The sequence below is a fragment of the Nocardia rhizosphaerae genome, assembly GCF_042650365.1.
In the GTDB taxonomy this organism is placed as follows: domain Bacteria; phylum Actinomycetota; class Actinomycetes; order Mycobacteriales; family Mycobacteriaceae; genus Nocardia; species Nocardia rhizosphaerae.
The window spans coordinates 1,538,956-1,551,328 of record NZ_JBHSBA010000003.1 but is presented as its reverse complement, the minus strand read 5'-3'; the positions used below and the strand labels follow the sequence as shown (position 1 = coordinate 1,551,328).

14 protein-coding genes are annotated in these 12,373 nt (G+C 69.2%); 4 read left to right on the top strand and 10 right to left on the bottom strand.

Features of this window, described 5'->3' with window-relative positions; translation table 11 throughout:
• Positions 1-46: 46 nt before the first annotated feature.
• Entirely contained in the window at positions 47-547 is a 501-nt protein-coding gene (locus ACFOW8_RS08920; protein WP_378548154.1) for a GtrA family protein, read from the bottom strand.
• Positions 548-655: 108 nt separating this feature from the next.
• Complete coding sequence (locus ACFOW8_RS08915) at positions 656-982, bottom strand: hypothetical protein (RefSeq protein WP_378548151.1); 327 nt, start codon at positions 980-982, stop codon at positions 656-658.
• A 283-nt stretch (positions 983-1,265) separates the two neighbouring features.
• Between ACFOW8_RS08915 and ACFOW8_RS08910 the strand changes: the two genes are divergently transcribed.
• A complete protein-coding gene (locus ACFOW8_RS08910; protein ID WP_378548148.1) occupies positions 1,266-2,633 on the top strand; it encodes an FAD-binding oxidoreductase in 1,368 nt (455 codons plus the stop codon).
• 77 nt (positions 2,634-2,710) lie between these two features.
• Positions 2,711-2,995, top strand: a complete 285-nt coding sequence (locus ACFOW8_RS08905; RefSeq protein ID WP_378548145.1) for a GNAT family N-acetyltransferase — start codon at positions 2,711-2,713, stop codon at positions 2,993-2,995.
• Positions 2,996-3,158: 163 nt separating this feature from the next.
• Here ACFOW8_RS08905 and ACFOW8_RS08900 read toward each other — a convergent pair whose 3' ends face one another.
• From ACFOW8_RS08900 to ACFOW8_RS08885, 4 genes are all read right to left on the bottom strand, one after another.
• Positions 3,159-4,316 (bottom strand): acyl-CoA dehydrogenase, encoded by a 1,158-nt coding sequence (locus ACFOW8_RS08900; RefSeq protein ID WP_378548142.1) that lies wholly within the window; start codon positions 4,314-4,316, stop codon positions 3,159-3,161.
• 167 nt (positions 4,317-4,483) lie between these two features.
• Entirely contained in the window at positions 4,484-5,143 is a 660-nt protein-coding gene (locus tag ACFOW8_RS08895; RefSeq protein ID WP_378548139.1) for a TetR family transcriptional regulator, read from the bottom strand.
• Positions 5,144-5,254: 111 nt separating this feature from the next.
• Entirely contained in the window at positions 5,255-5,791 is a 537-nt protein-coding gene (gene purE, locus ACFOW8_RS08890; protein WP_378548136.1) for a 5-(carboxyamino)imidazole ribonucleotide mutase, read from the bottom strand.
• On the bottom strand, positions 5,788-6,963 hold the full coding sequence (locus tag ACFOW8_RS08885; RefSeq protein WP_378548584.1) for a 5-(carboxyamino)imidazole ribonucleotide synthase: 1,176 nt from the start codon (positions 6,961-6,963) through the stop codon (positions 5,788-5,790). The genes purE and ACFOW8_RS08885 overlap by 4 nt, the downstream gene beginning before the upstream one ends.
• 87 nt (positions 6,964-7,050) lie before the next feature.
• Between ACFOW8_RS08885 and ACFOW8_RS08880 the strand changes: the two genes are divergently transcribed.
• Positions 7,051-7,599 carry a GtrA family protein gene (locus tag ACFOW8_RS08880; protein ID WP_378548133.1) on the top strand — a complete coding sequence of 183 codons (549 nt, stop codon included), beginning with the start codon at positions 7,051-7,053 and terminating at the stop codon, positions 7,597-7,599.
• Positions 7,600-7,664: 65 nt separating this feature from the next.
• On the opposite strand, the gene ACFOW8_RS08875 is transcribed toward ACFOW8_RS08880, so the two are convergent.
• From ACFOW8_RS08875 to ACFOW8_RS08865, 3 genes are read right to left on the bottom strand one after another with little or no spacing between them, the layout of a single operon-like run.
• On the bottom strand, positions 7,665-8,972 hold the full coding sequence (locus ACFOW8_RS08875) for a sensor histidine kinase (RefSeq protein ID WP_378548130.1): 1,308 nt from the start codon (positions 8,970-8,972) through the stop codon (positions 7,665-7,667).
• Entirely contained in the window at positions 8,972-9,670 is a 699-nt protein-coding gene (locus ACFOW8_RS08870; protein WP_378548127.1) for a response regulator transcription factor, read from the bottom strand. The genes ACFOW8_RS08875 and ACFOW8_RS08870 overlap by 1 nt, the downstream gene beginning before the upstream one ends.
• A 29-nt stretch (positions 9,671-9,699) precedes the next feature.
• Positions 9,700-10,230: a PH domain-containing protein gene (locus ACFOW8_RS08865; RefSeq protein ID WP_378548124.1), complete on the bottom strand. Its 531-nt coding sequence runs from the start codon at positions 10,228-10,230 to the stop codon at positions 9,700-9,702.
• A gap of 128 nt (positions 10,231-10,358) precedes the next feature.
• On the opposite strand from ACFOW8_RS08865, the gene ACFOW8_RS08860 reads away from it, so the two are divergent.
• The gene (locus tag ACFOW8_RS08860; protein WP_378548121.1) at positions 10,359-11,324 is read left to right on the top strand and encodes an acyl-ACP desaturase; all 966 of its coding nucleotides are present in this window, start codon (positions 10,359-10,361) and stop codon (positions 11,322-11,324) included.
• A gap of 154 nt (positions 11,325-11,478) precedes the next feature.
• Here ACFOW8_RS08860 and ACFOW8_RS08855 read toward each other — a convergent pair whose 3' ends face one another.
• Positions 11,479-12,273: a biotin--[acetyl-CoA-carboxylase] ligase gene (locus tag ACFOW8_RS08855; RefSeq protein ID WP_378548118.1), complete on the bottom strand. Its 795-nt coding sequence runs from the start codon at positions 12,271-12,273 to the stop codon at positions 11,479-11,481.
• Between the last annotated feature and the right edge of the window lie 100 nt (positions 12,274-12,373).

Genomic DNA, 12,373 nt, shown 5'->3' with positions numbered 1-12,373 from the left:
CGCCCCATCGAGCACTCGCGCACACCGGAGCCCCGCATCCCGAGGCTCACCGACCGGCGGCGACCGGATGCTCGGATCGCTTGCCCCTGAACACGATCCAGCGCATCGCCGAGTACATGTAGACCGCCTCGCACCCACCCGCCAGCACCCGCGCGACGTGGTAGTCCACGCCGATGGCCACCAGCGCGGAACCGACGCCGAGGATGAAGGCCAGATAGTTGACCAGCACCACCACCGCGTACACCACGGCCTGCCTGCCCATCGGCGCGTGCGAGTGGAAGTTGAAGGTGCGGTTGAGCACGAACGCCAGCGCGAACGCGGTGATGTAGGCGAGGGTGAACGCCACCGGTACCGGCAGGTGGAATACCGAATGCAGCAGGGTGAGCAGTAGCAGGTCGACCGCGAAGGTGAAGCTGTTGATCAGCGCGAAGCCGAGCAGGGTCGCCGGGACGACCCGGTCCAGCCCGAACGGCAGCACGGCCACCACGGCACCGCACCAGCGGGTGAACCGGTCGGCGATCGAATCGATACCCGCGTGCTGCTCCACGGCGTCAGCCTGCCAGCGCGAGATGACGCCGAGGTGAGCAATCGGCGAACGGGTGAGGGTCCCGCGCTCGGCTCGACGCCGGCGTCCTCGACCCGCGACCGATCCGGCTCAGCGCGGCAGCGCGACAGCCCGGCGCGGATCCTCGTCGTGCCCGCGGTCGAGCGCGGTCCAGGCAGCGAGGCAGCGGCGGCGGGTGAACTCGTCGGCTTCGGCGAGGAGCGCATCGCGCAACAGGATCGGGGTGGCTGCCCACGCCGCGGCGATCTCGGCCAGCGCGCGCACCCCGAACATGCCGGTGGACTCGAGCGCGGCCAGCCATTCGGTGTGCTCGCCCGCGTGCACCCGGCGCATCGCGTCGGGATCGATGCCAGCGTCGGCGTACTCCGCGGCGAGCAGGGCGCCGACGATATCGCTTCGGTCCTGCGGTTCCTGCATCTTCCGGCCCTCCCGGTGATGAACGGTGCGTCGGATCGTGCGGCGCACCGAACACCCGCCGCACCCGTTCCACGCATTGTGACGGCTTGGACGCCGTATACACCAACCGGGCGCGCCAGATCACAGTCATGCGCGAAACGACTTGGTTCGCAACCCAGCACCCCGCCCGGCCGACTGGTCGTCCGATCACCGGGCTCAGGCGTCGCGGACTCCCCGCCGGATTCCGCCCGCGATGCCTGGTGATCGCCTGACCGACGGGGGTGGGGCGGGTTAGCTTAAGGGGATGGGCGCGGTGGATATCGACGGGTTGAGTGCGGTCGTTTCGGCGGGCGCGGTGGTGACCGATCCCGATCTGCTGGCGGGGTACCGGCAGGATTGGGCGCGCGACCCGGCGGCGGGGACACCGGTCGCGGTGGTCCGCGCGCGCGGCACCGCCGACGTGGCGGCGACGCTGCGGTGGGCCCACGCCAACCGGGTGCCGGTGGTGCCGCGCGGCGCCGGATCCGGGCTGTCCGGCGGGGCGACCGCGGTGGCGGGCGGGATCGTGCTGAGCACCGAATCGATGCGGGAGATCACCGTGGACGCGGTCACCCGGACCGCGGTGGTCCAGCCCGGACTGCTCAATGCCGAGGTCAAGCGGGCGGTGGCGGCGCAGGGGCTGTGGTACCCGCCGGACCCGTCCTCGTTCGAGATGTGCTCGATCGGTGGCAACGCGGCCACCAACGCGGGCGGGCTGTGCTGTGTGAAGTACGGCGTCACCACCGACTACGTCCTCGGGATGGAGGTGGTGCTCGCCGACGGGACCGTGGTGCGGCTCGGCGGGCCGCGGCTGAAGGACTCGGCCGGGCTGTCGCTGACCAAACTGTTCGTCGGCAGCGAGGGCACACTCGGCGTGATCACCGAACTCACCCTGCGGCTGCTGCCCGCGCAACCACCGCAGGCGACCGTGGTCGCGAGCTTCGGCTCGCTGTCCGCCGCCACCGACGCGATCCTGGCCATCACCTCGACCCTGCGCCCGGCCATGCTCGAGTTCATGGACACCGTGGCGATCAACGCGGTGGAGGACGAGATGCGGATGGGCCTGGACCGCACCGCCGCCGCACTGCTGGTCGCCAGGTCCGACGCGCCGGGCGAATTCGCCGGACACGAGGCGAAGACGATGGTCTCGCTGTGTGAGAAGGCCGGGGCGAGTGAGGTTTTCGACACCGCCGACCCTGAGGAAGGTGAGGCCTTCACCGCCGCGCGGCGTTTCGCCATCCCGGCGGTGGAGAAGATCGGCCCACTGCTGCTCGAGGACGTCGGGGTGCCGCTGCCCCGCCTCGGCGACCTGATCACCGGGATCACCGCCATCGGCGAACGCAACGACGTGCTGGTATCGGTCATCGCGCACGCGGGCGACGGCAACACCCACCCGCTGATCGTGCACGACCCCACCGACCCGGACAACACCGCCCGCGCGCATCGCGCCTTCGGCGAGATCATGGACCTCGCGATCGCGCTCGGCGGCACCATCACCGGCGAGCACGGAGTCGGCCGGTTGAAGAAGGCGTGGCTACCCGACCAGGTCGGCCCCGAGGTGATGGCACTGACCCGCCGGATCAAGGACGCGCTCGACCCGGCGGGAATCCTCAACCCCGGCGCGATCCTCTGACGCCCCGAACGTCCGCGCTCGGCGCGCCGCCGATCACAGCGGAACAAACCGACGCGGCCTCCGGGTTAACATCCGATATGACCACCAGGCTCGAGCACAACGTCGCCGACACCCGTTTCGAGATCTACCTCGACGACGTCCTCGCCGGCTACGCCGACTACGCCGAACGCGAAGACAGCAAGGTCCGCGACTTCCACCACACCATGACCTTCCCGGAGTTCCGGGGCCGCGGGGTAGCCGCCGACGTCGTCGAGTACGCGCTGCGCGACTCGCGCGACAACGGCTTCCGGATCGTCCCCACCTGCTGGTACGTGGAGAAGTACATCGGCACGCACCCCGAATACGCCGAACTCGTCGGCTGATATCGAAAACCGGTCAGCCCAGGTCCGCGTCGCCACCACGGAGCCACGTCCCCGCTCCGGCCCGCGGAAGTGGTTCGGCCGCAAGTAGTTCGGCGACAGACGCGGCGTGGCCCCCGGCACGGGCGGTGCCAGGGGCCACGGAATGTGGTGGGGCCGCGCGAGATCAGCGCAGGAGCTGGCGCGACATCACCAGACGCTGGATCTGGTTGGTGCCCTCGTAGATCTGGGTGATCTTCGCGTCGCGCATCATGCGCTCGACCGGGAAGTCGGTGGTGTAACCGGCGCCGCCGAAGAGCTGGACGGCGTTGGTGGTGACCTCCATGGCCACATCGGAGGCGAAGCACTTGGCGGCGGCGGAGATGAAGCCGAGGTTCTTCTCGCCACGCTCGGCGCGGGCCGCGGAGGTGTAGACCATGAGGCGGGCGGCCTCGACCTTCATCGCCATATCGGCGATCATGAACTGGGTGTTCTGGAAGTCGGCGATGGCCTTGCCGAACTGCTTGCGATCCTTGGTGTAGGCGATGGTCGCGTCCAGCGCGCCCTGGGCCAGGCCGACGGCCTGCGCGCCGATGGTCGGGCGGGTGTGGTCGAGGGTCTGCAGCGCGGTCTTGAAACCGGTGCCGGGCTCGCCGATGATGCGGTCACCCGGGATGCGGCAGTTCTCGAAGTACAGCTCGGCGGTGGGCGAGCCCTTGATGCCCAGCTTGTGCTCGAGCGGGCCGACGACGAAGCCCTCGTCATCGGAGTGCACCATGAACGCGGAGATACCGTTGGCGCCCTTCTCGGCGTCGGTCACGGCCATCACCGTGTACCACTCGGACTTGCCACCGTTGGTGATCCAGCACTTGGAGCCGTTGAGGACCCAGTCGTCACCGTCGGCCTTGGCGCGGGTGCGCATCGACGCGGCGTCGGAGCCCGCCTCGCGCTCGGACAGACAGTACGAGGCCATCTTGCCCTCGACCAGGTCGCCGAGCACCTTCTGCTTCAGCTCCTCGGAGCCGTTGAGGATCAGGCCCATGGTGCCGAGCTTGTTGACGGCCGGGATCAGCGAGGACGAACCGCAGACGCGGGCGACTTCCTCGATCACGATGCAGGTGGCGACCGAGTCGGCGCCCTGGCCGCCGTAGGCCTCCGGCACGTGCACGGCGTTGAAGCCCGCGGCGTTGAGGGCGGTCAGCGCCTCCTCGGGGAAGCGGGCGTTGCCGTCGACGTCCTTGGCGTAGGGAGCGATCTCCTTCTCGGCGAGACCACGGATCGCGCCGCGGAGCTCATCGTGGAAGTCCTCGAGCTGGAACAGGTTGAAATCCGGGTTTCCCGCCATCGGGCACACTCCTGGTCGTGGTAGTGATCGCTGCGGTCCACAGCGCCGTCTTGCATCGGCACCGAGTGCCAATCCGACTCGGATTATACGCCCTTTGTTCCACTACTACGTGGGCATATATCCGTGGCACTGAGTGTCAGATGGAGCGTCGGTCGCCAGTGCGGCGCTCACAGGCTATCGAGCTTCGCGGTGATCATGTCGGCGATCTGACGCGGCGGCATGTCCCGAGGGAACACCGCGACGACCAGCTCCTCGCGAGGCGCCGACTCCTGCGTGCCGCGCGGGATCAGCGCCAGCTCCGCGCGCAGATCCGCGACCGCCGCGCCCGGCTCACCCCGGACCATCCGCCGCAGCAGATAGTTGTGTGTGGCGGTCACCGCCGCGGTGAACTGCACCCGTGCCAGATCCGGCACCTCCGGCAACCGCGCGCGCAGGAAATCGGTGAACAACCGCTCGTACCGGAACACCGTGACGATCTCCCGCTCGCGCAACGCGGGTACCCGACGCACCACCTGATACCGGCGCGCGGCGATATCACGCCACTGCGTGAACCGCTCGAACACACCGATCACGGCCTCACACACCGCGTCCCACGGATCACCGGCGGCCTGCTCGAGGAACTCGGCGGCGAGCGTCAGCTGGAACTCGTGATCGGCGAAGATCACATCCTCCTTGGACCGGAACTGCCGGAAGAACGTCCGCCGGGAGATCCCCGCCGCGACCGCGATCTCGTCCACGGCCGTCGCCTCGTACCCCCGCTCGGCGAACAACCGCAATGCCTGATCCACCACCGTGAGCCGGAACTGCGCCGCATCGTCGTGTGCCACCCGCCCACCCTAGTCAGCGGCTCACGGTCACCATCAGCCAGCCGGACCCGGTGACCAGTGGTCGGTCCGCGACGACCACCGCGTACGAAGCCCGACGAGCGGGCCGCGCGTTCAGCCGAGGAGCTTGGCGCGCAGGGCCTCGTCCTTGTCGAGAACCATCCGTTCCAAGCCCGCCTGGAACTGTTCCATGCGGGTGCGCAGCGCGGGGTCGGCGGCCGCCAGGATGCGCACGGCGAGCAGACCCGCGTTGCGGGCGCCGCCGATGGACACCGTGGCGACCGGAACACCGGCCGGCATCTGGACGATCGAGAGCAGCGAATCCATGCCGTCGAGGTACTTCAACGGCACGGGGACACCGATGACCGGCAGCGGCGTGGCCGAGGCGACCATGCCGGGCAGGTGGGCGGCACCACCCGCACCCGCGATGATCACCGAGACACCCCGGCCCGCGGCCTCACGCGCGTAGTCGAGCATGCGCTGCGGGGTGCGGTGCGCCGAGACGACGCCCACCTCGAAGCGGACGCCGAACTCGGCAAGCGCCTCGGCGGCGGCCTCCATCGTCGGCCAGTCGGAATCGCTGCCCATGATCAGGCCGACCTGGGGGCCGTTGTTGCTCACTGTGGAGTTCCTCTCGAAAGTGGTGGTCATTCGCCGTGCGGATCCCAGCCGTCGGTCCAGACAGCGTGCGACATCCAGTGCGCGGCCCGTTCGGCCTTCTCCCGCACCACCGCGACATCGTCACCGAGGATATTGATGTGGCCGATCTTGCGGTCGGGCCGCTCGCCCTTGCCGTACAGGTGCACCTTGGCCTCTGGCAGCCGGGCGAACAGGTGGTGCAGCCGCTCGTCCATGGACATCGCGGGCGCTTCGGCGGCACCGAGGATGTTGGCCATCACCGTCACCGGCGCCAGCGGGGTGGTGTCGCCGAGCGGGTAGTCGAGCACGGCCCGCAGATGCTGCTCGAACTGGCCGGTGCGGGCTCCGTCCATGCCCCAGTGGCCGGAATTGTGCGGGCGCATGGCCAGCTCGTTCACGAGAATCTCGCCGTCGTGGGTCTCGAACAGCTCGACCGCCATCACCCCGACCACGCCGAGCCCGGCGGCCAGTTCCAGCGCCATGGTCTCGGCGCGGGCCGCGGTGTCCTCCGACAGCTCGGGAGCGGGCGCGATCACCACCGCGCACTGCCCGTTGCGCTGCACGGTCTCCACCACCGGCCAGGTCGCGGCCTGCCCGAACGGCGAACGCGCCACCATCGCCGACAGCTCCCGCTTCAGCGCCACCTTGGCCTCGGCGAGCAAGCCCACACCGTGCGCGAGCTGCTCGGTGACCAGCCGCCGCGCCTCGTCGGCGTCGGCGGGCATCCACACCCCGCGGCCGTCGTAGCCACCACGCACGGCCTTGAGCACGAACGGCCAGCCGTGCTCGGCACCGAAGGCGATCGCGTCCTCGGGCGAGGTGACCTCGACGAACGCGGGCACCGGCAGCCCGAGCGCGGACAGCTTGGTGCGCATGGCCAGCTTGTCCTGGGCATAGATCAGCGCCTGTGGCGGCGGCGCCACATGCACGCCCTCGGCGACCAGCACGTCGAGGTGCTCGGTCGGCACGTGCTCGTGGTCGAAGGTCAGCGCGTGCGAGCCGACAGCGGCCTTACGCAGCGCGGACAGGTCACTGTGGCTGCCCAGCACCACCTCGGGGGTGACCTGGGCGGCCGGGTCGTCGGGGCGCTCGGCGAGCACCCGCAGACGCTGGCCGAGGGCCACCGCGGCCTGGTGCGTCATGCGCGCGAGCTGACCACCACCGACCATCGTGACGGTGGGCATGGCAGACGGATCGAACGAACGTGCAGTCACGTCGTGCAATCTTGTCATGTCGAAAGCGAATCTTTGCTACCGGTACACTCGGAACCCGTGTCAGTTGTCGACGACGTGGTCAGCGTCCTTCCCCCACGCCTACGCGAAACCGCGTACAAGCACCGTGAGCTGATCAAGTTCGCCATCGTCGGTGCCACCACTTTCGTCATCGACAGTGGCATCTTCTACCTCCTGAAATGGACGGTACTGACCGACAAGCCGGTGACCGCCAAGATCATCTCCGGCGTGATCGCGGTGATCGCGTCCTACATCCTCAACCGGGAATGGTCGTTCAAGAACCGTGGCGGCCGGGAGAAACACCACGAGGCCCTGCTGTTCTTCGGCGTCAGCGGCATCGGCGTCGCGCTGAGCAACATTCCCCTCTGGATCTCGAGCTACGTCTTCCACCTGCGGCAACCCGACGTGAGCTTCCTGGTCGAGAACGTCGCCGACTTCGTCAGCGCGTTCATCATCGGCAACCTGCTGCAGATGGCGTTCCGGTTCTGGGCGATGCGCCGCTGGGTGTTCCCCGACGAGATGAACGAGATCGTGGCCGAGTTCGAGGACCTGATCGAAGAGGAACAGCAGCACCTGGGACGGAGTTGACGGCGGCTGACGTCTCGCCCCTCGACGGCGCGGTGGCTCGGTACGCGGCGGTGGCCGGGTCGCGATCAGCGTGGCTCGGTCAACGTCGCGCTGGGTGAGCGGTTGACCTTCGAGCCGAGGAACACCGCGAACAGGGCGGGCCGACGGCGCTGCAACTCCAGGCGCCCACCGTCCGCCTCCACCAGGGCGCGAGCCAGTGCCAAGCCGACACCGGTGGAACCCCCTGCCGAGAAACCGCGGTCGAAGATGTGCGGCGCGAGTTCGTCGCGCACCCCCTCGCCCTCGTCGGCGACCTCCACACAGATCAGCGGATCCCGGCTGCTCATCGTCGGCACCGTGCGCACCGACACCGTGCAGGTGCCGCCGCCGTGCATCAGGGCATTGTCGACCAGCACCGCCACCGCCTCCCGCAACCGCGAACCGGTGATCGGGGCACGCAGCGACTCGTCGCCGATCAGGCGCAGTTCCCTGCCCTCCTCGGTGAACGGATGCGCCCACTCGGCCACCACGCCCCGCAACTCGGCCATCACCGGGACCGGATCGCGGTCGGCGGCGTCTTCGTCCCTCGAGGCGCGCACCAGGTCGTCGATGGCGTCGGTGAGCCGGTCCACCTGGGCCATGGCCTCCTCGGCCTCGTGCACCACCTCCGGGTCGGCGTGGGTGGACAACTCGTCCAGCCGCAACCGCACCGCGGTCAGGCGGCTGCGCAGCTGATGCGAGACATCGGCGACCAGCGCGTGCTCGCGCTGCAGGCGACCGGCGATCTCGACCGTCGCCGAGTCGAGCACATCCGAGACCCGGTCCAGCTCGGCGATGCCGTGCCTGCGCGGATCCGGCCGGAAGTCGCCCATCGCCAGCCGGGCGGCGCGCGCCGCGACATCGCGCAGCGGGTCGGCGACCCGGCGGGCGGTCACCACCGCCACCGAGAACGCGGCGCCGAGCGAGGCGAGCACGGCCAGCGCCACCGCGGCCACCGCCTGCTCCTGTCTGGCATGCATCGGACCGGCGGGCACCTCGAGCCGCAACGATCCGGACGTGCCCATCGACAGCGATTCCACCAGCGGCTCGTCGATGTGGTCGACGCCGATATCCGAGCGCGCGGCGTTGTCCTGCGGGGTCGGGTAGACCACGGTGAGCTTGCCGCCCTCCGGCACCAGCGCCCGCATGGCCCTGGTGTCGAGGCCGTCGTGCACGGTCCCGTCGCCCATCTCCTGGGCGATCACCTCGGCGGCGATACGTTCCAGCCTGCTCTGCAGATCGTTGCGGGTGATGTCCTCCACCCACAGCCAGGCGGTGTAGATCAACGGCACACCGAGCACCACCGTGGTGATGGTCAGCACGGTGAGGATCGAGCGCAGAATGCGGCGGCGCACTAGCCGCGGCCGCTCGCCGGTCCGTCGGTGTTGAGCCGGAAGCCCACCCCGCGCACAGTCACGATGCGCCGCTCCGCCATCGGCCCCTCGTCCCCGATCTTGCGACGCAACCAGGACATGTGCATGTCGAGAGTTTTGGAGCCGCGCAGGTCGGCATCACCCCACACCTCACGCAGGATGGTCTCGCGCGGCACCACCTGACCGGCCCGGTCGATGAGCACCTTGAGCAGCTCGTACTCCTTGTTGGCCAGGTTCACCTCGGCGCCGTTCACCAGGACCCGGCGGGCGGCCGGCTCGAGCCTGATGCCGCCGACCTCCACCGCGTCGTCGCCGATTCCGCTGCGCCGCAACAGCGCACGCACCCGGGCCAGCAGCTCGGCCAGCCGGAACGGCTTGCCGACATAGTCGTCGGCGCCCGCGTCGAGACCGACGACGAAATCGACCTCGTCGGTGCGGGCGGTGAGCATGAGCACCGCCAGATCGGCGCCACTGGCCCTGACCTGCCTGCACACCTCCAGCCCGTCCATCCCGGGCAGCCCGAGATCGAGGATCAGCAGGTCGTGATCGCCTTCGAGGGCGCGGCGCAGCACGGCGGGACCGAACCGTTCGACGGTGACGGTGTAGCCCTCACGGCCGAGGGCACGGGACAGCGGGGCGGCGATCGCCTCGTCGTCTTCGGCGAGCAGTACGGCGGTCATGTGCTCAGATTACGGATGACGGCGCCCGCTCACCGGTAACCGCCACCCCAGGACTGGTCGCGCCTGCTGCCCGCCTCGAACACCTCGTGATAGAGCAGCGCGTGCACCTGCTGAACCTGCGGGATGTCGTCGTACTCCAGCGGCTCCTCCGAGGAGGAACCGATGATCAGGGTGCCGGTACCGAGCATCCGGTCGAAGACCCCGTGCTCGAACTGCACGCTGGAGATGCGGCTGAGCGGGATGTCGATGCCGGTGTGGGTGATCACGCCCTGCCGCACCAGCACCCGGCGGTCGGTGATGATGAAGTGGGTCGACTTCCAGGCGATCACCTTGCCGACGCAGCGCCACAGGATGATCCCGAGCCAGACCAGCCCGATGAGAATGAGCAGCACCGTACGCACCTGGCCCTCGGTATTTCGCCAGGCGAGTCCGCCGAGGAATCCCGCGATCGCGGTGCCACCGATCAGGGTGACGACCGGCCACACCAGCATCTTCCAGTGCGGGTGACGATGCAGGATCAGCTGTTCGTCGGGCGCGAGCACGTCCTCCGGGTACCCCATGGCCGAACGATACCCCGTTGTCACACCGCATTTCTCGTTGCCACGACGGAGGCGATACTGTGACTTCCACGCTAGTCACCAGGTTTTGCCCATTTCTGCTTGCTCGACACCCGACAGTGGAGGCACGCGTGACCAAAGCTCTGACTCAGCTCGAAATCCTCACCGCGCTCGAGCCGGTGGCCGAACAGAATCTCAACCGGCATCTGGCCATCGCCAAGGACTGGAATCCGCACGACTACGTCCCATGGGACGAGGGCCGCAACTTCGCCGCCATGGGCGGAATCGACTGGGAGCCCGAACAGTCCAAGCTCAGCGAGGTGGCCAAGGCCGCCATGATCACCAACCTGCTCACCGAGGACAATCTGCCCTCCTACCACCGTGAGATCGCCGAGAACTTCTCCCAGGACGGCGCCTGGGGTACCTGGGTCGGTCGCTGGACCGCCGAGGAGAACCGGCACGGCATCGTGCTGCGCGACTACCTCGTCGTCACCCGCGGGGTCGACCCGGTGGCCCTGGAAGAGGCCAGGATGGTCCACATGACCCAGGGCGCGCACGCCCCGGCCAACTGGGGCGGATTCCTGGTGAATGTCGCGTATGTGACGTTCCAGGAACTGGCCACCCGAGTCAGCCACCGCAATACCGGCCGCGTCTGCGACGACCCGATCGCCGACCGCATGCTGGCGCGCGTGGCCACCGACGAGAACCTGCACATGATCTTCTACCGAAACCTGTGCTCGGCCGCGCTCGACCTGGTCCCCGATCAGGCGATGCCCGCGATCACCAAGGTGCTCACCAACTTCCAGATGCCCGGCGCAGGCATGCCGAACTGGCGGCGCAACGGCGTACTCATGGCCAAGCACGGCATCTACGACCTGCGTCAGCACCTCGACGAGGTGGTGCGCCCCGTGCTCAAACAGTGGAACATCTTCGGCCGCACCGATTTCGGCCCCGCGGGCGAAGCCGCCCGCGACGACCTGGCCGCCTTCCTCGACAAGCTGGAGAAGGACGTGCTGCGGTTCGAGGAACAGCGCGACCGGCTGCTCGCCCGCGAACGGGAGGTCGCCGAACGCAACGCGGGCGTCGCCGCCCACTGAGCACTCCTACCGGCCCGCCCGCCGATCGACCGCCACGGACGATGACCGTGGCGGCCCGGCCAGGTCGATCAGGTGCCGCGGCGCCCACACCGACGAAGCGAGCCGCGGTGCCTGACCGACCACAGCAGGCGCGTACCCGCGCCACCGCCCGCTGTCAGTACTGGCCACGCAAGTGAGAGACGTCGCCCGCCGACACCGCCCGATCGCCGATCAGCAGCCTGCCGGTGGCGTCGATATCGGTGGCCAACCCTTCCACCACCTCGCCACCGGGCAGTTCGGCGCGCACCTCGACGCCGATGGTCGCGCAACGCTCGCGGTAGGCGGCGGCGAGTTCGCCCGTCGCCCAGCCCGCGCGCTGCCAGGCGGTGAAGCGGGTGGCGAATTCGCTCAGGATCGCGGCGACGAGGGCGGTCCGATCGGTGTCGACGCCTGCCAGGGTCAGCGACGTCGCGTGCGGGACGGGCAGTTCCGCTTCCGCGAGGTCGACATTGAGGCCGACCCCGACCACCACGGCCGGTGCGGCACCGGTGGCGGCGACCTCGGCGAGGATGCCTGCCAGCTTCCGCCCGCCGAGCAGAACATCGTTGGGCCACTTCAGCTCGGCGTCGACGCCGGGGGTGGTCCGCAGCGCGTCGACGACCGCGACCCCGGTGAGCAGCGGCAGCCAGCCGAGCGCGGCCGGATCGATATCGGCGAGGCGCACCAGGATCGACAGCGAGATCTGCGCGCGCGGTGGGCTCACCCAGGTGCGGGCGTGCCTGCCGCGCCCGTGCACCTGTTCCTCCGCGAGCAGGGCCTGGCGATCCACGGTCGAATCGGCGGCACGGGCCACCAGGTCGGCATTGGTGGAACCGGTCGACTCGACGACATCGATCCGGTCGTAGAACGACAGCGGCCCATCGGCCGAGGAGCTGTGCAGACGCTGCGCGTCGATCGGTGCCCTGTTCATGACCGGCACGCTACTCCGACCTGGCGCGACCCTCTGGTGGGCGCACCTAGCTGGGCTTTTTCTACCGGCCGGTAGCGAGACTGCCGTAGTGCGGCGAGGT